Here is a 19,858-nt window from a genome sequence, read left to right as displayed (position 1 = left end):
CGGGTCAATCTCTGCGATGGGTCAAGCCGCTCCTGACGCTCCCACCGCGCGGCGGCAGCCATCGAACACGCATCACCCGTCGGACAGCACGGCGAACCGGCAGCGGCTGGAGAGTGCGTCCGATCATGACGATCTAGCGTTTGCCCTTTCGCCAATCCGCCGGTGTCACGAACCGACCCGACCAGATGCCGGCCCGCCTGGCGCGGGCGATGGCCTCGTCGGCCGCATAGGCCCGCCCGCCATACTGGTAATAGGCCACGGCATAGCCCTGCCGCACCATCCGGGCGTTCAGGTTGCGGCCACCGGCATGGCAGGTCCCAACCATCCGCCCATAGCGATCGGTCGCCCGCTTCTCGCAGGTCACCGCAGAGATGCCGATCAGCCGCTCGAGCGCCCGCGTGGCCTCGGCACCACAATCCCAGATCCTCAACCGCCGCCGACAGGTCTGCCCGCTTTCGGGGGCGTCGATGCCATGCAGGCGGACGCGCTTGCCATCCACATCCAGAGTGTCCCCATCGATGATGCGGGCGCCGCCGCCCAGAATTTTCGTGACCGGTTGGTTCAACATCACCTCGCTGACAACATCCAGAAACAGCCTGCGGAAGGCGGGATTGTCGTCCCCAAATGCAAAGAGCGCCCCGACCGTCAGAACGGCCGCCAGCCACACTTTCGGTCCAGCGCGTCGCGTAGTTTTCTTTTTCTTGCGTTTTTTGCGTGCCATTGGGAGGCATCTGCCCGGAACGGAAAGGGAACGCAAGATACCGAAACTGAAGCGATGTCAGGGGCTATTGAGAGTGCCGCATGATAGGCGCGTCGGCGTCGCCTTCTGGTTGCAATGAGTATCGTGCAGCAATCAGCGCCCGCCAAATCATTGGCCGTGAACAAGACAGGGACAAGGCGCAGGCGGCCCCTACCTGCCGGTCGGCTCCTAACCGGAGCTGCAGTGCAGCTTCCCCGAACCGGACGTTGAAGCACGGCGCAGCGAGATCGAACCGGCGGCATATCAAACGAGGGACGAAGTTGCCGCGCGCGAGTTTTAGAACCGTTTCGCAGCCATGGGCAGGATCGTGCCTGCCCCATTCGGTCTCCCGAACTGATCCAACGTCGATGAAGCCAATCTTTTTGTAGACAGCTATAGCTCGCTTATTCTTCGGGTGCGGATCGGTCGCAACGACCGGTGCCCCATCTCGGAAGAGGTCCTGCATTCGCTGTCGAATAAACGCTGATCCGTGCCCAGGCCCGGTCATCTCTGCGTTTCCGATAGACTGATCTATCCCCCGTGATCCCTCGTGAAGGCCCGCAAAATGCTGGTCCGCCCAACCGTGAACCGTGTGGTCCTGCATGAAGGCGAAAGGCCTGTTTCCGATGGAAACGATACACCGCGTGACACGCGGATCACCTAGATCCGCTTCGCCATAAGGCTCGGCCACGTCCCACCACTGCAGAACATGCTGATTGGATTGCCACGCCTTCAGCAGAGGAAGATCGCGCGGGGTCGCTCGGCGAACATTGTAGGCATCAGGCGCGGTCATCTGACGATCCTAGCCGATTATTCGGGGGCGGCTAAGGGCACGTCGCCTCGATGGTCGCGCAACCCTCTACCCGTATCAGACGACGTCAGTGCCGGTGTCGCAATTCGTCTTGAATCTGCAAAGAGGTGGGACAGCTCTCGGACGGTTGCAAGCACCATTTTTCTGGGCTTTGCTGACGCACACTAGGAATGGAAATGGATAGCACGAGGCAAAGCCGGGCACATGCCACTGCCGCATGTGCCAACGATGGACCGATGGTGTCTTCCTTGCCTTCACGGCCACCGCCGAGGCGGTTACCGTGAAGGGGCCGGTCAGGCACTTTCAATCCACACCATTTGCTGAACGCGCCTTTTGCGGCACGTGCGGCACGCATCATTGGATGTAAAACACGGACGAGGAAGCAGCGGAACACGATTTGATGGCCGGCTTATTTGACGTTGCCTATGACTGGCCGCTGCGTTCTGAGATCTACACCGACAAGGCCATGGCTTCGATCCGGCTCGAAGGCGATCACCCGCGGCACACCAAAGCCGATGACGAGGCATCCAATCCGCACATCAATTGAAACACCCATAGCGCGTCCACCTCGGCTTAGACCGGTCACCGCTAGGCGCTCCCGGCAAAAATCAGCGACTATTGGCTCCTTAGGTCGACCTGCCGCAACTCGGCGATGAGAAGGAACAGATGGGTCTTTGACATGTCTAGGCGGCTCTTTGCAGACAATCACAGGCACGGCGCTGCTACGGCGCAGGTTCCCCAAAACGGCCCTCCGGACGACCCGTGCCCAAGATCGCCCGGGGGATGTTGAAGATGGGGACAAACTTGCCATCCACCACAGACACCGAGATACTCTTCAATGTCTTGAAACGGAGAAAACGATGGCTCAGGCGGTAAACTTGGCGTCGAAGCTAGCAACGTTTGAGGAAAGATGGTCCCCGCGCACCGTCGCGACCTTTAACGGCCACGACATCATGGTGGTCAAGGTAGAGGGTGAATTCAGATGGCACTCTCACGCAGACACGGACGACTTCTTTCTGGTGCTTTCAGGCGAAATTGACATCCAACTCAGGAATGGCACCGTGACCATGAAGGCGGGTGAGATGTTTGTCGTCCCGAGAGGTGTTGAGCATTGCCCATTCGCCAGAAAAGAAGCGCACCTTTTGCTGATCGAGGCAACAGGGACCCCAAATACGGGCAGTGCCGAGACCGCCGCTGAGCGAAAAATCGTCTGATCATCCGGCGGTTTCAAGCACTTCAAGTCGAGCTGCGACGCTGCGGGGCCTCGCAGCCATGATCGGGCTCGCTCCAGCCAAGGGGCGCGACACTCCCCCGTGGCGACCGATCGTATTGAAACTTTTCGTTCGCATTCAGTGCCCATCTCAGCCGCCTAAGGAAGAGAAGGGCGACGACCCGTCCAACTTCCAAGCCACAGGACGACCCGATCGTCCTGCCCCTGAAGACCAGGCAGCAGGGGCAGGACGTGTGAAATATTGCGCGAAGCGTGACGTCCAGTGCTGCGGGGCATCACACAAGGCCTGTAGAAAGGTCCGACTGGCACAGGCCATGGAATTCGAAAGCCCGTGGTTCTCCCAGTCTCCGGTGCCGCCATCAAGCTCCTGGGCGTCCGGCTCGACGACGGTGTCCGGGGTCTCCGACCGGAACCGAAATGGATTGATCATCGTCACATCATGGAAAAAAATGCGGGGCGGTCCTCGGCGATGAGGTTTTGCCCCGCCGACGGACGCGGGCCGGGGTTGCAAGTTGCGATGGGCTTGTCGCTTTGGGCTTTCAGCATCGCGTTGTTGCGCAGGGGCGGTCTTCCGATCCTCTGGGACCGACTTATCGCCACCCGTGACGCCTCAAAGCCGACTGTCTGGCCCATCGTCGCGAAACCGCGCAGAAGAGCCAGACGAACGACGTGGCTGCCACCAGGCGGTCGTTTGATGGCCTTGCAGGCTGCGCGCGGTTCGGCAGGCCATCCAGCCGTTTGTGCCCCTGTTGCTGCCCCGCTCAGGATGGTGCGCGATCCTGCAGCAGCTTGCGGATGCGGGCCTTGTCCAGTTTTATGGAGGCACCGTATTCATCATAGGGCTTCCTGAAACTGAAGGCGTCCGGCGACGGGCCGTGGTCGTGCAGATGTTCGTGTCTGCGAACCCCTTCGGTCCAATTGGGATAGCCCGGCTGCCCGTGCCACCACAACACGAGCGGTGGCCAGTTGGGCTTTTCGAACCATGCGCGCCCCTGCCGCAGGGCGACCGCGTGCAGCCCGGAATAGGTGAACGCGAACAAAGCCTCGAGGTCGGTCCACAGGGACAGCGTGGCGGGTGACCAGCCATCGCCGCGTTCTTCATGGAATCTGGGATAGACCTCGGCGCCCCAAGGGCTGGGACCGGTATCCGAGGCATAGCCTGACCGGGCGATCAGCCCCTCGGCCTTGTCGACCAGCGCGAAAACCGGACCATTGAGCTGGTGAAGCCCGTCATTCGCCGGGTCGTCCGCCGGTTTCGAAAACATTCCAAATGTGTAGAGAGCCAGCGGCATGCTTACCAAATGGGTCGGGGGCTTTGTCGATCGACGCGATCCTAGCCCGCGACCCGCAGGGCCGTAAAGTGCCAGGCTGCGGGGGCCCGGGGGCCCGCACAGGGTATGGCGCAGCCCCCGGCGGTTGCCGCCCGTCTGCCGCAAACATCTCAGCGCCGCGCTTCGGTCATCATCCGCAAGGCGAGGGCTGCCAGCACGGTTCCCATCAGCCAGCGCTGCATCATGGTTCAGACAGGGCGCCGGGTCAGAAACACTGCGATGCTTCCCGCGCCGATGGCGATCAGCGCGTTCATGCTGACGCTGATGCTGATGCTGATGCTGATGCTGATGCTGATGCTGATGACGATCTGCGTCAGGCCGAGGATCAGGGACCGGGCAAGGATGCTGCCCTGCTCGGGGCTGATGAACTGCGGCAGCAAAGACAGATACATCACTGCGATCTTGGGGTTCAGCAGGTTGGTCAGCAACCCCATCAGGAACAGCTTGCGCGGCCCGTCCGCAGGCAGATCGCGGATCTGAAAGGCCCCCCGGCTTCAGCGCCTGCCAGGCCAGATCGAGCAGATAGGACGCCCCGGCAAAGCGCAGCGCGTCATAGGCAAACGGCACCGCCATCACGAAGGCGGTGATCCCCAATGCTGCGCAAAGCATATAGATTACGAACCCAGAGCCACCCCACCCAGTGAGATCAGGCCCGCCGTCCGGCCCTGACAGGTCGAGCCAGAGAACAGCTGGACCATATTGGGCCCCGGCGTCAGCACCGTCCCCAGAGAGATGGCAGCAAAGGCAAGCAGGCTGGCAAGATCGGGAATGGGGTCTTTTCCGGGCAGGAGATGGCCTCGGAAAGACCAGCCGCCGGACGCGAAGGCAGCGACAGCCTGTGCGGCCCTGCGAAAAACCGGAATGCGCTGCCCGAAACGCGCGCCCATGAGGTCCTGCAACGGCCTATCGCTGCTGAAACGACGGAGGGATCATGCCGCACCCGGATCAACGCCCGATGACCCTGCAGGAATGGGCCCTGCTGCTGGCCCTGTCGGTTCTGTGGGGCGGGTCGTTCTTTTTCAACAGCCTTGCGCTGCGCGACATCCCGGTCCTGACCGTGGTTCTGTGCCGCGTGGCGTTGGCGGCGCTGATCCTGCTGGCCGTCCTGCGCCTGCGCGGGGAACGGATGCCGCGTGACCGGCGGATCTGGGTGGGGTTCATCGGCATGGGCCTGTTGAACAATACCATTCCGTTTTCGCTGATCGTCTGGGGGCAGCAGCATATCGCCTCTGGCGTGGCATCGATCCTGAATGCGGCGACGCCGCTGTTCACCGTTGTCCTTGCCCATGCCCATGCCCTGACCCGTGACGAGCGCATGACCCGCGGCAAGCTGGCCGGTGCGCTGATCGGTCTGGCCGGGGTGACGGTGATGATCGGGGCAGATGCGCTGTGCGATCTGGGGGTGAATATCCTGGCGCAGGTCATCTGCCTCGCCGCCGCGATCTCTTATGCTTTTGCCGGGATTTATGGGCGACGGTTCCGGGCGATGGGCCTCAGCCCGCTTGCCACAGCGAGGGGTCAGGTGATCGCGTCCAGCCTGATCCTGCTGCCGCTGGTGATGGTGCTGGACCGGCCATGGAGCCTTTCCGCCCCCGGCCTGCCCGCGATCCTGGCGCTGATCGGGCTGGCGGCGCTGTCGACCGCGCTGGCCTATGTGCTCTATTTCCGCATTCTCGCTACGGCGGGGGCGACCAATCTGCTGCTGGTGACCTTTTTGGTCCCAGTCAGCGCGGTCGGGCTGGGCACCCTGTTTCTGGCCGAGGCTCTGCTGCCCCGGCAGGTGGCGGGAATGGCGCTGATCGGCGCCGGGTTGGCGGCCATCGACGGTCGGTTCTGGCGGGCCATCCGTGCCGCAGCTGCGCGGCGGAACCGGGCGACATGAGGCGCGGCTGGCTGACAATGTCCTTCACCCACAGGAGACCACACATGGAAAAAATCCAATTCATCCCACTGCCGAGCGACAAGGTCGCAGTGTTGAGGGACGGCGGCCCCGACGCCTATGGCCGCCCGCCCGAACGCGTGCGATCCGAGGGCCACGGGAACCCTTGCCGCCATTGTCTGGATTTCGTGCCCGAGGGGGCCGGAATGCTGATTCTGGCCCACCGACCTTTCGATGACCTGCAGCCCTATGCCGAGACCGGCCCGATCTTTCTGTGCGCGGATGCGTGCCGGCCATGGTCGGGGGGCGGCCTGCCGCCGGTCCTGACCTCCAGCCCGGATTACCTGCTGAAGGGCTATACGACCGATCAGCGTATCCGCTATGGCACCGGGCGGATCGTGACGAGCGAGGAGATCTCCACCTATGCCGCAGAGGTGCTGGAGCGGTCCGAGATCAGCTTTGTCGACGTCCGGTCAGCCCGCAACAACTGCTTTCAACTGCGGATCGTTCGAACGGAATGATCGCGGGGACATCCTCGCCGAACGGCGGAAAACCAGTCCGCGCGGATGCCAGGCTCATTCCGGATTGCAGGCCCCGGCGTTGTTCTCTAGCCTTGCGTCATGCCCGTCCGAATGGCTCTCTTCTCGCTGCTTGTGCCCGATTACGACGTCGCCTTGGCGTTCTTCACCAGCCTGGGATTCGAATGCCGCGAGGATACCGACCTTGGCCACGGCAAGCGATGGGTCCGGATCGCGCCACCGGGCGCGGAAACCGAGATCCTGCTGGCGCGCGCGGTCGGCGACAGACAGGTCGCGGCAATCGGTGATCAGGGCGGGGGCCGGGTCTGGCTGTTTCTGGAGACCCGCGATTTCGACCTCGACTATGACCGCATGCGCGCGCTTGGCATACAGTTCGAAGCCCCGCCCCGGGACGAGCCCTATGGGCGCGTCGCCGTCTGGTCCGACCCCTGGGGCAACCGGTGGGACCTGATCCAGTTTGCACAGACCAGCCGAAGCGGAACGGTTGGCTGAGGGGGTTAGCCCTCGCGTCCTGGCCCATCAGGATTGTTGGAAAACAACGCGATCTTGTTGCCCTGAGGATCGCGAAGATAGCCTACGTAGAAATGGGGTCCATAAGCGGTGCGAAAGCCCGGTTTGCCCTTGCCGCGGCCGCCGCCTGCCAGCGCGGCTGAATCAAGATCGCGGACCTGCTGCTGACTTTGCGCGCGGAACGCGATCATCGCGCCGTTTCCGGCCGATGAAGGGCCTCCGTCAAAGGGCATCCTGACGCAGAATTCGGGCAAGATCGCAGGCTGACCAAGGTGCTCAGGAACCGCGTAGCTCAAGCTATCCGGACCTTCCGTTAGCCCATAGCCGAGGGCAGGAAGGAACGCAGAGTAAAACCGCATCGAGCGCGCGATATCGTCGGCACCGACGGTGACATCGCTGATCATGCTTCGGGTCCATTGCTCTTTTGCCGAATGTATCGGTGGATCCAAACGCACCACGGCTCCAGTTCCCGACACAGGAGGCCCTGCCAATCCAGCCATGTCGCAGCGTTGGTCAAGATGGGCTCTCCATGCTGATCTACGCTGCGGTTTGACTGTGCTGCCTCCATCGGGCCTCGCCAGCGAAGAAGTCGGCCTATTGCTGCCGTTCATGCCTCGGCAGCCGCAGGAGTGCAGCTTCCTTAGAGCGGCCACTGATGCTCGGCGCAGCAATCTCTAGGATGCAGTGCCTGCAGTGTGGGACAAAGCTCCCGCTCCCGTGCTAACGCCCACAGACGCTCTTACATCCCAGGTCGAGATACCAAATGACGATCACGCACCAAGATGAACTGGATGGCCTGAGAAAAATCGGCCAGATCGTCGCGAACACCATGCATTCGATGGCGGCGGCCATCGAGCCCGGCATGACGACGCGCGAGCTTGACAGCATCGGCCACGACCTGCTGGCGCGGGAGGGAGCCGTGTCGGCACCTCGGGCCACCTACGATTTCCCGGGCACGACCTGCATCAGCGTCAACGAGGAGATCGCCCATGGCATCCCCGGTGAGCGGAGGCTTGCAGCGGGGGATCTGGTCAACATTGACGTGTCCGCGTCGCTGAACGGCTACTTTGCCGATACCGGGGCAAGCTTTTGCCTCGGGTCGGTTCAGCCGTCGCTTGATCAGCTCTGCCGCGACGGGAAGCGCGCGATGCAGATTGGCATCGCGCAGGTGGGGCATGACAAGCCGCTGGCCGGGATCGGCAACGCCATCGGCGCCTTCGCCTCAAAGCGCGGTTATACGTTGATCCGGAATCTGGCCAGTCATGGCGTGGGCAAAGCCCTGCATGAGGCCCCCGAAGAGGTTCCGACCTGGCCCACCAAGGGAGATAAGCGCCGGATACACAACGGCCTCGTGCTGACCGTCGAGCCATTCCTGTCGCGTGGCGGACGATGGGCCATGCCCGGCGCCGATGACGAATGGACCCTCTACAGCAAGCCCGCCGCGCCGGTTGTGCAATACGAGCATACCGTGGTGGTGACCCGCCGCGGCGCCATCATCGTCACGCTGCCGGGCTGACGAAGCACTGGCGTTCGATGCCCGACAGGAGCCGCCCCGTGCCGTCACTCCTTTGTCCCCCTCTCGGTGAGCGGATCGGTGTCATCTCCGACACCCACGGCCTGCTCCGCCCCGAGGCGCTCGAGGCCCTCAAAGGCGTCGGCCTCATCCTGCACGCGGGCGACATTAGCGACCCCGGCCATCCTGGTCTTGTCGCGGTTTAATGCCGCTTTTTTGATAGCGTAATGTGCAGCAAAGGAGATGAGCTAGCCTCGGCAGCTATGGCAGGCCAAGAATGACTAAAGAACTGAAGGAAGTTGGGGTCGATATGGGCATCGCCGTGTCGGGCGTTTGGTGCGTGAGAGCGGGATCGTCGTTGAAAGGACACGGAGATTCAAAGCGACCACGGACAACGCCCGCACGTTCAACATCGCGCCACACCTGCTGGGTGGTGACCTCGCGGCAGATCAGCCGAACCAGAAATGGGCGGGCGATATCAGCTATATCTGGACCCGTGGGGGCTGGCTGTATCTCGTGGTGATCCTGGACCTGCATTCGAGGCGGGTGATTGGCTGGGCTGTCAGCAACCGCATGAAACGCGATCTGGCGATCCGGGCGTTGAAGATGGCCATCGTACTGCGGTCACCGCCGCGGGGCTGCATCTTCCACAGCGATCGTGGCAGCCAATTCTGTTCCCACGACGACCAGAAGATCCTGCGTAAGCATGGGTTCAAGACGTCGATGAGCGGCAAGGGTCATTGCTATGACAACGCCGCCGTCGAGACTTTCTTCAAGACCATAAAGGCCGAGCTGATCTGGCGGCGCGTTTGGGAAACACGCCGGCACGCTGAGACCGCCATCTTCGAATACATCAACGGCTTTTATAACCCGCGCCGTCTACATTCAGCATTGGGAGGGAAAAGCCCCTTGGCCTTCGAACGCCAAGCGGCCTAAACGAGCACTCGGAGCGGCACAGATACGCGATAAGACCAGGTATGCGCACCCGCGAAGGGGGGCGACCGTCCGCTCTGGGCCGTCTGTGCTGCGACCCACTGGCTCAATAAGCTCGACGATAGTGCGGAGCTGTCCGATGCCCGGGCCCGCAGCGAAGAGGCAGCGAGGCTCGACCGGCCTTGCCCTCTATTGCGCGCAGCTCCGCTAGAGGAATTGCAATCCTCGGCGTTGCAGCGTGGAGGCGCGATAATCGCCCACTGGACAGTCCTGACCAAAGGTCCACAGTCTGTTTGATCAGCGTTTACCTTAGGTCTTCATGCAACCCTTTCGCGCCATAGCCGTCTTCTACCACGTCGCGCGGCTCAATTCGATCGTGGGTGCGGCGGCGCAGCTGAACGTGACGCCTTCAGCGGTCAGCCAGCAACTCAAGTCGCTGGAGGAACAGATCGGAACGGCACTGATTACGCGGCGCGGGCGCAGTGTAGGGCTGACCGAGGCCGGCGAGCGGTATTTCGAGATGATCTCGGACAAGGTCGAGGGGATCATGCGTGCGACCGACGCCATGCAGGGCCGTCAGCAGCAAGCGACGCTGATCATCCGCGCCACGCCGACGATTTCCTCCAAATGGCTGCTCCCACGGCTGACACGCTTCATGGAAAGGATGCCGGAGACCAATCTCCGTATCGATGGCAGCAACGAGCCGGTGGATTTCACCCGTGACAATGTGGACCTGGAGATCCGGCACGGACTGGGTGGCTGGCCGGGCCTCTATACCGAACCGCTGACCGAGGAGCGCTTTGTGCCTGTCTGCGCCCCGGGCTTGGCCGCCGCGGCGTCACTGGCAGCAGGCGACCTTCTGCGCTTACCGCGCATCCGATCGGTCAAGGCGCAGGTGCAGTGGCAGGTCTGGGCCGAGGCTCAGGGGTTGGGAGCCGTCACCGAGGCACGGCTGTCCTTCGACCGTTCGCATATGGCGATCGACGCAGCCTGTTTGGGTCATGGGGTCGCGCTGGAAAGCGAATTGATGATCGAAGCCGAGCTGATGGCGGGGCGGCTGGTCGTGCCGGTCGCGCAGACGCCGCTGTTGCAGGTGGCAACGCAATGGCTGGTCTGTCCGCGTTCCAATCTGCGGCGTCACCGCGTGACACGCCTGATCGAATGGCTGCGAGAGGAGGCAGCCGACTGGAGGCAGACCAGCCCAGCAAACAGCTTAGAATATCTTAAATGACAAGAAGAAAGAGTAATTTCTCTTTTTACCCGCGCCCGTCCTAACATGGCTGCAATGGGGGAGGAGCCCAAGGATCGATCGCAGGAACCCAGGCCGCATGGCGCATGGGGCCATGCCCGGCCCACGGCCCGTCCTCCGTTCAGCCATATGCGCAAAAGCGCCGACAGAGGACGATCCGACATGAGCCTTTCATCCATGCTTGCCAAGCGCCACGAAGCCGGCCGCCCGATCCGGGTCGGTTTGATCGGGGCGGGGAAATTCGGCTCGATGGTGCTGGCGCAGGCACGCAAGATTCCTGGTTATCATATCGTCGCCGTGGCGGATCTGGACGTGGGCAAGGTGCGCGGGTCGCTGGCCCGGACGGGCTGGGAAGACGAAGAATATGCCGCGACCTCTTTCGGCGACGCGATGGACAGCGGGCGGACCTTCGTCACCGACGATGCAGCGGCGCTGTGCGCCTTCGACGGCATCGAGTGCATCATCGAAGCGACGGGCCATCCGCTTTCCGGGGTGCGCCATGCCATCATGGCGATCGACGCGGGCAAGCATATCGTGATGGTTAATGTCGAGGCCGACGTAATGTGCGGCCCGATCCTCGCACAGCGTGCGCGCCAGAAAGGCGTCGTCTATTCCATGGCCTATGGCGATCAGCCGGCCTTCTGCTGCGAGTTGGTGGACTGGGTCCGCTCGTCGGGGTTCGAGTTGGTGTCGGCTGGCAAGGGGATGAACTTTCGCCCGCCCTATCGCTACTCCACACCGGACACGGTCTGGAGCTTCTTTGGATGGTCGGACGAATTCGTGGCGAAGGGCGACTTCAACCCAAAGATGTATAACTCGTTCACCGACGGCACGAAGGCCGCGATCGAAATGGCCGCAGTGGCTAACGGCACCGGCCTTGACTGTCCCGATGACGGCCTGGCTTTCTATCCGGCGGGGCTTCAGGACTTGGCTCAGGTGTTCAAACCAGAGGCTGATGGAGGCAGACTGCCCCGCGCGGGTCTGACGGACATTGCAGCCAGCCGAGAGCCGGACGGACGGGTGGTGATGAACAATATTCAATACGGCATGTTCGTGACCTTCCGCGCTCCTGACGAATACACCCGCCAATGTTTTGCGCAATACGGGCTGCTGACGGATGACAGCGGCTGGTACGGCTCGATGTGGCGGCCCTTCCACCTGATCGGGCTGGAAACGTCTGTCTCGGTCCTCTCGGCCTGCCTTCGCGGCGAGCCCACGGGCACGGCGGTCGAGTTCCGCGGCGACGCGGTGGCGACGGCAAAAAGCAACCTGAAGGCTGGTGACTGGCTGGATGGCGAGGGTGGCTTCGCGACCTGGGCCAAGGCGGTTCCGGCGACGCTGTCGACGCGGATCAACGCGCTGCCCATCGGTCTGGCACACAAGGTCAAGCTGAAGCGGGATGTGCCGCAGGACCAGATCGTGACCTTCGACGACGTCGACATGGTCGATGATCTGGACGTGGTCGAGGTCCGCCAGGAACAGCAGCGCACGATGGCGCCTGCGCAGGGCCGCGCCGCATGAGCGACGAGGTGCTGCCATCTTTCGAGGTCGGTGGAGGCAATCTGGATGCCTTTCTCAAGGCTGCAGAGGCCGATGCAACGGCTTCGCTGGCGGATGAGCCGGGCTGTCTGCAGTTCGACATCACCGCGGACCGCACCAGTCCGCCAGTGCGGGTCATCTTCACCGAGGTTTATACCGACCGCGACGCGTTCGACCGGCATCTTGAGACGCCGCATCTGGCGGCCTTTCGCGACAGCCAGAATCTTTGCACCGAGGGACCGGTCCAGTTTCTCGACCGGGTCGCATCATGACGGTCGCCTTCCTCGGGACCGGGCTGATGGGCGCGCCGATGTGCCACAATCTCGTGGCGTCGGGCGCGGATGTCCGCGCTTGGAACCGCAGCGCGGACAAGGCGCAGGCCACGGGCGCTTCGGTGGCCGCAACGCCTGTCAAGGCAGCGGATGGCGCGGTGGCCTGCATCGTGATGCTGTCGGACGGTCCCGCCTGCCGGGATGTGCTGTTCGAACAGGGCACCGCTGCACGGCTGAAACCGGGGGCGCTGCTGATCGTGATGTCCTCGATCAGCCATCCCGAGGCACTGGAATTTGCAGCCATCGCCACGGGAATGGGCCTGCGCTGGATCGACGCGCCCGTATCAGGCGGTACGCCCGCAGCCGAGGCCGGCACGCTGTTGATCATGGCAGGAGGGATGGCCGCGGACATCAAAGCCGCCCAGCCCCTGCTGAAGCCCCTGGGCCGGGTCGTCCATATCGGCCCAGCCGGCACCGGCGCTCTGACCAAGCTGATCAACCAGATCACCGTCGCCAGCACTATCGCCACCGTGGCCGAGGCCATGATTCTGGCAGAGGCGGGTGGAGCCGATCCGGCTCGAGTCCGTGAGGCGCTGATGGGCGGCTTTGCGGCCTCGCGCATCATGGAGCTCCACGGCCAGCGCATGATCGAGCGAAACTTCGTGCCCGGCGGGCCTGCGCGTTATCAGGTGAAGGACACCACGGCCGCGCGGCAGGTGGCCATGGGGCTGGGGCTGGAATTGCCGGTCCTGAATTTGGCGCATCAGCTTTTCACGGACCTCATCGCTCATGGAGGGGGCGATCTGGACCACGCCGCGCTACTGCTGGAATTGCGGCGCCGCAACGGACTGACGGACTGACAAGGGCATTCGCCCGCAACACCTGGGGAGGAGACGACATGACTTTCACCACAACCCGCCGTGCCGTGACGCGCAGCTTGGCCGCGATGGCCCTCATTGGCACGGCCTTGACGACGCTGCCGGCAGCATCCTTGGCCGAGGTTTCACTCCGGCTTGCAGTGCCGGACCCCGCCACCAGCTCGGTCGGGCGCGCGGCGACGCGGTTTTCCGAACTGGTTGCCGAGAAGACCGAGGGAGAGGTGACGATCGAGGTCTTTTCCGATGGCGTCCTGTTCGGGGGCGATCAGAACGCCGCGATCAACCAGCTTGGCTCAGGTGCGCTGGATGGCCTGATCCTGGCCAGTTCGGTCTATGCTTCGTTCGAGCCGCGGATGAATGCCATATCGCTGCCCTATCTTTTCGAGGATTACGATCAGCTTCAGGCCTATCTGGGCGGTGAACCCGGCGACGAGCTGAAGGGCTCTCTGGACCGGCTCAGCATCCACGGCCTAGGCTTTTTCCTGCGGACATTCCGCAACGTGACCACGCGCGAGACCCCGATCACCACGGCCGAAGAATTCAGCGGCCTGACGCTGCGCACGCCGAACAACACGCTGTTCGTCGCACTGTTCGAGGCGCTCGGCGCGAACCCGACGCCGATGGCCTTTTCGGAAGTCTATTCGGCGCTGCAACTGCGCGCCATCGACGGCCAGGAAAATCCGGTCGAGGTGCCGCTGAACAATCGCTTCTCCGAGGTGCAGGGGCACCTGAACATGACCCGGCATGTCGCCGACAGTTTTCTGCTGGCCTTGTCAGACAGCGCCTGGCAGCGCATCCCCGAGTACGACCGTGCCGCCGTTCAGGAAGCAGCCAACGAGATGATTGCCGAACATGATGCCGAAGAGATCGCTGCCGAACAGGACATCATCGCCCAACTGCAAGAGCAGGGGATGCAGGTCAACGAATTCGCCGAGGGCGAGCTGGCCCGCGTGCAAGAAATTGCACGTGGCATCTATCCTCAGTTCGAAGACCAGATCGGCGCCGAGTTCATGACGAAAAGTCTGGAGTTCGTTCAGCAGTAACAGCATCTTGGCCCGCCGCACCTTGTGCGGCGGGAGCATCAGGGAGAGGGATGGGATGACTGGATTGGACAGGCTGATCTGGCGCGCCGTGGATGTCGTGATCTTGGGCGCGGTGTTGGGAATGGTCGCGCTGATCTCATTGCAGGTCGGCTCGCGTTTAGCTGGCATTTCGGTGCCTTGGACCGAGGAATTGTCGCGTTTCATGTTCATATGGACGATCTGGATGGGGCTTGCAGCCTCGTTCCGCAGCGGGGCGCACCCATCGCTGCAGCTGATCCCCGAGACCGCACCACGCCCATTGCTGCTGATCATGCGCGTTGCTCAGGTTCTCGCCTGCGTCACGTTGTTCGCGGTCGTCGGTTGGCACGGCTGGTCTCTTCTGAACCAGCAAATCCGCTTCGGTGAGCAATCCCCGATCCTGCAGGTCGGTATGTGGTGGGCGACGCTGCCGCTGGTTCTTGGCTCGGGTCTTGCGATCCTTGGGGCGCTTCTGAACGGCCTGCGACCCTTGTCCCCACCTCCAGCGGAGCCCGCGCCATGAGCCTGACGCTTCTCGCCGTCTTCTTCACCCTTGCCATCCTCGGCGTGCCCCTGTCAGTGGCGCTCGGCCTCGGCACGCTGTCAGTCCTGTGGTGGTTCGAGCTGCCGATCAGCATGATCACACAGCGTATGGGCACGTCTATCAATTCGTTCCTGCTGATCGCCGTGCCGCTGTTCATCATGGCTGGCCTGATCATGGAACGCGGCGGTCTGTCCGAACGGATCTTCGACGCTGCGCAATCCCTGATCGGCCGCTTCCGCGGCGGGCTGGGACAGGTCAACATCGCCTCGTCCTTCGTCTTCGGTGGCATCTCGGGATCCTCTGTGGCCGATATCGCCAGCCTCGGGCCGATCACGATCCGCTCTATGACCTCGCGCGGCTATCCACTTGACTATTCAGCCGCACTGACGCTGATCACCGCTACACTTGCGACATTGGTGCCACCCTCGATCCTGATCATCATCTCTGCCTCGGCTGCGGGGCTTTCGGTCGGGGGCGCGCTGGCTGGCGGTCTTGGTCCGGGCATCCTTCTGGCGGTGGCGCTGGCACTTTACAATTACTGGATCTCGCGCCGGCGCGGCTATGGGGCGCAGATGGCTTGGGACGGACGGCAGGCGATCCGCGCATTGCTGCGCGCCGCGCCCTCCGTGGGTGCGCCGATCATCATCCTGACAGGCATGTTCTCGGGCATCGCAACGCCGACCGAGGCGGCGGGTCTTGCCGTCCTCTATACGCTGCTGATCGCGGGGCTGGTCCATCGTGAGATCGGGTGGCGCGACATGCTGGAGTTGGCGATCGAGGCCGGGCGGACCGCCGGGGCGGTTCTGCTGATCCTGATGGTCGCCAGTGCCGCGACCTATATCTTCACCATCGATCAGCTGCCACGCAAGGCGTCCTCTCTTCTGGCCTTCTTCGACGCCTCGGGCTTCATGGTGCTGATCCTGATGGGGATCGTCTTCCTGATCGTCGGGATGCTGATGGACATCGTCGCCGCCGCGCTGATGCTGATACCGGTTCTGATGCCCGCAGCCGTGCAGGCTGGCGTTGATCCGATGCATTTCCTGGTGTTCATGAGCGCCGCGCTCGCCGTGGGTCTCGCCTCGCCGCCCGTGGGCACCTGCTTGTTTGCGACAGCCTACGTCGCCCGGCTGCCGATGCAGGCGCTGGTCCGCGCAGCGCTGCCGTTTTATGCCATCAACATCATCGTGCTGGTGATCGTCGCGGCGCTGCCGCAAATCGTCCTGTGGCCGGTATGGCTGCTCACATGACGGGCGTCGCCTATGTCGTGATGGGCGTCTCGGGCTGTGGCAAAAGCACGGTTGGTCGCGCGCTGGCCGAACGGCTGAACCTCGGTTTCCGCGATGGCGACGAACTGCACCCGGCGGCCAACATCGCGAAAATGGTCCGTGGAGAGCCACTAACGGATGTCGATCGTGAGCCGTGGTTGCGCGCGGTTGGGGCCGCGCTTCACCCGGGCACCGTCATGGCATGCTCGGCCCTTCGCCGCCGTTACCGCGACCTGTTGCGTGCGGTCGCGCCGGAAGATGTGCTGTTCATCTATCTGCACGGCACGCGAGAGACCCTGATCGAGCGGATGCGCCACCGCAATGGCCACTTCATGCCGATGGCCCTTTTAGACAGCCAAGTCGCGACGCTAGAGGAGCCGGGGCCAGATGAGCGGCATCTCAGCGTCGGCATTGCGGCGCCGACTGCGCAAATCGTGGAGGCGATCGTTTCATTAGTTTGAAAGCAGCGATCTGTTCAGCCGAGAATCCTGCAGAAACTGTCGAAGTCCGGTTTGGGGAAGCTGCATCGCAGCAGCTGATATGGGCTGACCGGCAGATCAGGGCCGCCTGCGCAGGAACCCCGCCGCATGGCGAGTGACCAAGGTCGCACGGCGGCGAAAAACGATGCCAAGAACCTATTCAGCCAGGCCTGCCCGAGTGATCTGCGGCGGAATATTTCTGACGCAAAGGCCTTCTTTCGGAATGACGTCAGGTCAGATCCAATGGCCCAAGCGCAGGATAGACATCCCCGGGCCCGGGATTTCCGGCGGCGCTGTGACCGCCGAAGTGAGTCATCACGCCCCAGACCGCGTTCAGCGCCGTCTGGACGGCGCCCTCGACCCAGGCCGGAGTCCAGCTGATCCCGTCGCCCGCCAGAAAGATTCCCCGCTGTTCAGGCGGCAGGTCGTCTTGCATGAAATGCCCATACATCCGATGGTTATAGCGATAGTGCCCAGGCAAGGCCCCCTTGAACGCACCAAGGAAATTCTCGTCCGCCTCCCAGCTGACGCAGATCGGTTCGCCCCGGATATGGCTGGCGATATCGACGCCGGGATAGATCGCCCCAAGGGCCTGCAACGCCAGATCGACCCGCTTTTCCGCGGCATGCGGCAACACCTTCAGCGCATCCGTCATCCAGGCATAGGACAGGCAGATAACCGCAGGCCGGTCGGGGCCGTTGTCGAACAGATAGGTGCCGCGCGTGATCCGGTCGGTCAGGGTCATCGACATCAGCGGGCGCCCCGTCACCGGATGCGGGTCTTTCCAGAACGGACGGTCGACCATCACGAAGGTCTTGGCCGCCTGCATGTAGCGGGTGCGGTCCAGTGCCATCCACAGCTTCTGATCGAACAGCCGTTCTTCAGTGCGGATCGCGGTGGTCAGCAGATGGCTCTGGCAGGTGACCAGAACGGCCCCGTAATGATCGCGCCGCCCCCATCTGTCGGTTATGATGATTTCTCCTTCGGCATCACGGGACAAGGCGCAGACCCGCCCGCGCGTGGCGCCGCCATTCAGGCCCGACAGCGTCGTGCCCGCGGGCCAATGCGCGCAACGCGGCGCATCCGTCCACAACCGGTGCGGCATCTGGCCCACGCCGCCCACGACCAGCCGCTGGTCGTCGTCCAGCCCAAGCAGGTTGACGCGCAGGATCTCCAGCATGGAATTGGGGAAGTCGCTGTCCCATCCGCCGGTGCCGAAGCCCACCTGCCCGAACACCTCGCGGTGGCGAAAGCTGAGCGCCCGGAACGCCTCGGACGAGGTCACGAAGTCGTAAAACGTCCGCTCGTCCCAGTCCCGCACCAGCGGGTCCCAGATTTCCTTGAGGCGCACCGGATCGCGGTTCCGCACGGCGGCGCGCAGGGCTGCGAAATTGGCCCCTTCCTCAAGCGCTGCATCATAGGCACGTGCCACCTCGGCATAAAGCGGCGGCAGGTCGTCCAGCGTCCGGGCAAACAGCGTCTCGCCCTCCAGGTCGATGACCGTCGACCCGGCCGCCGGGGTCAATGGGTTGGGAAAGGGCTCGGTCTGCAGCCCGACCCGGTCCAGATAATGCCAGAAGGCCGTCGATGAGACGGGAAAGCGCATGCCGCCCAGCTCGGCGATCACATCCTCGGTCCCCTCGAACCGTTCGGACCGCAGCCGCCCGCCGAACCGGCCCGCCTCGTAGATGATCGGGCGCAGGCCCAGCTTCATCAGTTCATAGGCCGCGACGATCCCCGCAGCCCCCGCCCCGATGATCGCGACAGAGGCACCATGCGCGTAGTCGGGCAACTGTCCCAGCCCCGCTGGATGGCGCAGCCAATCTTCATAGGCAAAAGGGAAGTCGGGGCCAAAGGCGGTCAGTGTCATCGTGAAACCTTAGGTCAGGACGCGGATCAGAATTAGAATGAGCTGACACAAAAGGAAATGCCGTGAAGCTAGCGCTGTATCAGGGCCCATCGCCCGCCGGAGATCTGGAGGCCGCATTCGCAAGGATCGAGATGCTGCTGTCCTCGGCGGCCCGAGCGGGCGCCGGGATGCTGCTGTTGCCGGAACTGTTCCTGCCGGGATACAATCAACCGACCCTTTTGCCCAACTGGCTCCAGCCGCTGGACGGGCCGTGCATGGCACGGATGGTCGGGCTGGCCCGGGCGGCAGGGTGCGGGGTGCGTTTTGGCTGGGCCGAGCGGCATGGCGGCGCCCTTTACAATGCGGCCAGCGCCATCGTTCCGGATGGGGCGCTGCTGGCGCATTACCGAAAGATCCAGCTGTTTGGCGCAATGGAACATGCAGCCTCTCAGCCCGGCACCACCGCGCCACCGGTCTTTGACCTGCACGGGCGGCGCATCGGGTTGCTGATCTGCTATGATATCGAATTTCCGCAGCATGCGGCGGGGCTGGCCCGGCGCGGCGCCGACCTGCTGCTTGTGCCGACCGCCAATCCGGCGGGCTTTGCGCACGTGCCGCAGGCGCTGGTCCCGGCCCATGCCCATGAGAGCCGGATGATCGTCGCCTATGCCAACCGCTGTGGGGCCGAAGGCGGGCTGAGCTATGGCGGCGGGTCGGTGATCGCGGGGCCGGATGGCCTGCCCCTCGCCATGGCCGGACGGTCCGAGACGCTGATCATCTGCGACCTGCCTGCATTCGGGGACTGGCCCGGCAGTGCACTGTCGGCCCGGGACAGGAGCGTGATCCGGTCGGCGGAGCGCAGATGAGCGCGCATGTGGTCGATGACGGGCGGCACGTGGACTTGGGGGCCGCGCGTTCCCCGAAAGGCGCAGGCAACCGAGTTGCCGAGTGTGCCACGGGCGAGGTAGAGCCCCTGCCGCTCGAACATTCCGGCCCGGCGATAGACGGGAAGGTGGTCTCCGAACCTGACCACTATGATCCAGACGATCAGCCGCTCGGTCGGCAGCCCGCCGCCGACGACATGCTCAGGAGCATAGGCCTGCACCACGGCTTGCGAGCAGGGGCGAAATGGACCTGCGCCTTGTCCCTGTCTCATTCACGGCCGATGATCTGGCGGGCGCTGGTCGCTGCACGCTGCTCATTTCAACCAGAAGGAGACGCCGGCGCACCTTTCAT

23 protein-coding genes and 3 pseudogenes are annotated in these 19,858 nt (G+C 63.4%); 18 read left to right on the top strand and 8 right to left on the bottom strand.

Annotated features, from left to right (window positions below):
- Window positions 1–133: 133 nt before the first annotated feature.
- Window positions 134–667 (bottom strand): thermonuclease family protein, encoded by a 534-nt coding sequence (locus tag EG885_RS18835; protein ID WP_165571203.1) that lies wholly within the window; start codon window positions 665–667, stop codon window positions 134–136.
- Window positions 668–785: 118 nt separating this feature from the next.
- The gene (locus EG885_RS18830; RefSeq protein ID WP_131577668.1) at window positions 786–1,532 is read right to left on the bottom strand and encodes a GNAT family N-acetyltransferase; all 747 of its coding nucleotides are present in this window, start codon (window positions 1,530–1,532) and stop codon (window positions 786–788) included.
- 226 nt (window positions 1,533–1,758) lie between these two features.
- Here EG885_RS18830 and EG885_RS23355 point away from each other — a divergent pair.
- The 3 genes and pseudogenes from EG885_RS23355 to EG885_RS18820 form a co-directional block, all read left to right on the top strand.
- A pseudogene (locus EG885_RS23355) lies at window positions 1,759–1,917 on the top strand (GFA family protein); the annotation flags it as partial.
- Window positions 1,918–1,950: 33 nt separating this feature from the next.
- Window positions 1,951–2,097, top strand: a complete 147-nt coding sequence (locus tag EG885_RS23350) for a hypothetical protein (protein ID WP_242679745.1) — start codon at window positions 1,951–1,953, stop codon at window positions 2,095–2,097.
- A gap of 313 nt (window positions 2,098–2,410) precedes the next feature.
- A complete protein-coding gene (locus tag EG885_RS18820; RefSeq protein WP_131577666.1) occupies window positions 2,411–2,764 on the top strand; it encodes a cupin domain-containing protein in 354 nt (117 codons plus the stop codon).
- A gap of 778 nt (window positions 2,765–3,542) precedes the next feature.
- Here EG885_RS18820 and EG885_RS18815 read toward each other — a convergent pair.
- The 3 genes from EG885_RS18815 to EG885_RS23125 all read right to left on the bottom strand — a co-directional run bounded on the left by EG885_RS18815 (window position 3,543) and on the right by EG885_RS23125 (window position 4,999).
- Complete coding sequence (locus EG885_RS18815) at window positions 3,543–4,073, bottom strand: DUF3291 domain-containing protein (RefSeq protein ID WP_131577664.1); 531 nt, start codon at window positions 4,071–4,073, stop codon at window positions 3,543–3,545.
- A gap of 227 nt (window positions 4,074–4,300) precedes the next feature.
- Entirely contained in the window at window positions 4,301–4,549 is a 249-nt protein-coding gene (locus tag EG885_RS23130) for a hypothetical protein (protein WP_278248495.1), read from the bottom strand.
- A 177-nt stretch (window positions 4,550–4,726) separates the two neighbouring features.
- Window positions 4,727–4,999: a hypothetical protein gene (locus tag EG885_RS23125; RefSeq protein WP_207392333.1), complete on the bottom strand. Its 273-nt coding sequence runs from the start codon at window positions 4,997–4,999 to the stop codon at window positions 4,727–4,729.
- A 44-nt stretch (window positions 5,000–5,043) separates the two neighbouring features.
- On the opposite strand from EG885_RS23125, the gene EG885_RS18805 reads away from it, so the two are divergent.
- The 3 genes from EG885_RS18805 to EG885_RS18795 all read left to right on the top strand — a co-directional run bounded on the left by EG885_RS18805 (window position 5,044) and on the right by EG885_RS18795 (window position 7,022).
- The gene (locus EG885_RS18805; protein ID WP_165571202.1) at window positions 5,044–5,994 is read left to right on the top strand and encodes a DMT family transporter; all 951 of its coding nucleotides are present in this window, start codon (window positions 5,044–5,046) and stop codon (window positions 5,992–5,994) included.
- A gap of 44 nt (window positions 5,995–6,038) precedes the next feature.
- Window positions 6,039–6,512, top strand: coding sequence for a DUF1203 domain-containing protein (locus EG885_RS18800; protein WP_131577662.1), 474 nt, complete (start codon window positions 6,039–6,041; stop codon window positions 6,510–6,512).
- A 111-nt stretch (window positions 6,513–6,623) separates the two neighbouring features.
- The gene (locus EG885_RS18795) at window positions 6,624–7,022 is read left to right on the top strand and encodes a VOC family protein (RefSeq protein WP_242679743.1); all 399 of its coding nucleotides are present in this window, start codon (window positions 6,624–6,626) and stop codon (window positions 7,020–7,022) included.
- Window positions 7,023–7,027: 5 nt separating this feature from the next.
- Here the strand turns inward: EG885_RS18795 and EG885_RS18790 are convergent, their stop codons facing one another.
- The gene (locus EG885_RS18790; RefSeq protein WP_131577658.1) at window positions 7,028–7,444 is read right to left on the bottom strand and encodes a VOC family protein; all 417 of its coding nucleotides are present in this window, start codon (window positions 7,442–7,444) and stop codon (window positions 7,028–7,030) included.
- Window positions 7,445–7,803: 359 nt separating this feature from the next.
- Between EG885_RS18790 and map the strand changes: the two genes are divergently transcribed.
- From map to EG885_RS18735, 11 genes and pseudogenes are all read left to right on the top strand, one after another.
- On the top strand, window positions 7,804–8,556 hold the full coding sequence (map, locus tag EG885_RS18785; RefSeq protein WP_131577656.1) for a type I methionyl aminopeptidase: 753 nt from the start codon (window positions 7,804–7,806) through the stop codon (window positions 8,554–8,556).
- Entirely contained in the window at window positions 8,457–8,759 is a 303-nt protein-coding gene (locus EG885_RS23520) for a metallophosphoesterase family protein (RefSeq protein WP_341352775.1), read from the top strand. Before map ends, EG885_RS23520 begins: the two co-directional genes overlap by 100 nt.
- A 44-nt stretch (window positions 8,760–8,803) precedes the next feature.
- Window positions 8,804–9,489 (top strand): annotated as a pseudogene (locus tag EG885_RS18775) (IS3 family transposase); the annotation flags it as partial.
- 316 nt (window positions 9,490–9,805) lie between these two features.
- Complete coding sequence (locus EG885_RS18770; protein ID WP_131577652.1) at window positions 9,806–10,717, top strand: LysR substrate-binding domain-containing protein; 912 nt, start codon at window positions 9,806–9,808, stop codon at window positions 10,715–10,717.
- A 147-nt stretch (window positions 10,718–10,864) separates the two neighbouring features.
- The gene (locus tag EG885_RS18765) at window positions 10,865–12,256 is read left to right on the top strand and encodes an NAD(P)H-dependent oxidoreductase (protein WP_242679742.1); all 1,392 of its coding nucleotides are present in this window, start codon (window positions 10,865–10,867) and stop codon (window positions 12,254–12,256) included.
- On the top strand, window positions 12,253–12,546 hold the full coding sequence (locus EG885_RS18760) for a putative quinol monooxygenase (RefSeq protein WP_131577650.1): 294 nt from the start codon (window positions 12,253–12,255) through the stop codon (window positions 12,544–12,546). The genes EG885_RS18765 and EG885_RS18760 overlap by 4 nt, the downstream gene beginning before the upstream one ends.
- Complete coding sequence (locus tag EG885_RS18755; RefSeq protein ID WP_131577648.1) at window positions 12,543–13,406, top strand: NAD(P)-dependent oxidoreductase; 864 nt, start codon at window positions 12,543–12,545, stop codon at window positions 13,404–13,406. The genes EG885_RS18760 and EG885_RS18755 overlap by 4 nt, the downstream gene beginning before the upstream one ends.
- A gap of 38 nt (window positions 13,407–13,444) precedes the next feature.
- The gene (locus EG885_RS18750; protein ID WP_131577646.1) at window positions 13,445–14,467 is read left to right on the top strand and encodes a DctP family TRAP transporter solute-binding subunit; all 1,023 of its coding nucleotides are present in this window, start codon (window positions 13,445–13,447) and stop codon (window positions 14,465–14,467) included.
- A 55-nt stretch (window positions 14,468–14,522) separates the two neighbouring features.
- Window positions 14,523–15,008 carry a TRAP transporter small permease gene (locus tag EG885_RS18745; protein ID WP_131577644.1) on the top strand — a complete coding sequence of 162 codons (486 nt, stop codon included), beginning with the start codon at window positions 14,523–14,525 and terminating at the stop codon, window positions 15,006–15,008.
- The gene (locus EG885_RS18740) at window positions 15,005–16,276 is read left to right on the top strand and encodes a TRAP transporter large permease (RefSeq protein WP_131577642.1); all 1,272 of its coding nucleotides are present in this window, start codon (window positions 15,005–15,007) and stop codon (window positions 16,274–16,276) included. Before EG885_RS18745 ends, EG885_RS18740 begins: the two co-directional genes overlap by 4 nt.
- Window positions 16,273–16,755, top strand: a complete 483-nt coding sequence (locus EG885_RS18735; RefSeq protein WP_207392332.1) for a gluconokinase — start codon at window positions 16,273–16,275, stop codon at window positions 16,753–16,755. Before EG885_RS18740 ends, EG885_RS18735 begins: the two co-directional genes overlap by 4 nt.
- A gap of 247 nt (window positions 16,756–17,002) precedes the next feature.
- Here EG885_RS18735 and EG885_RS18730 read toward each other — a convergent pair whose 3' ends face one another.
- Complete coding sequence (locus EG885_RS18730) at window positions 17,003–18,643, bottom strand: flavin monoamine oxidase family protein (RefSeq protein ID WP_131577640.1); 1,641 nt, start codon at window positions 18,641–18,643, stop codon at window positions 17,003–17,005.
- Between the two features lie 62 nt (window positions 18,644–18,705).
- Here EG885_RS18730 and EG885_RS18725 point away from each other — a divergent pair, with 62 nt between their 5' ends.
- Complete coding sequence (locus tag EG885_RS18725; protein ID WP_131577638.1) at window positions 18,706–19,488, top strand: carbon-nitrogen hydrolase family protein; 783 nt, start codon at window positions 18,706–18,708, stop codon at window positions 19,486–19,488.
- Between the two features lie 35 nt (window positions 19,489–19,523).
- On the opposite strand, the pseudogene EG885_RS23345 reads toward EG885_RS18725, so the two are convergent.
- Window positions 19,524–19,778: pseudogene (locus EG885_RS23345) on the bottom strand (IS66 family transposase); the annotation flags it as partial.
- Window positions 19,779–19,858: the final 80 nt, after the last annotated feature.

Source organism: Paracoccus nototheniae (genome assembly GCF_004335005.1).
Classification (GTDB): domain Bacteria; phylum Pseudomonadota; class Alphaproteobacteria; order Rhodobacterales; family Rhodobacteraceae; genus Paracoccus; species Paracoccus nototheniae.
This window is presented reverse-complemented; position numbering and strand designations above follow the sequence as displayed.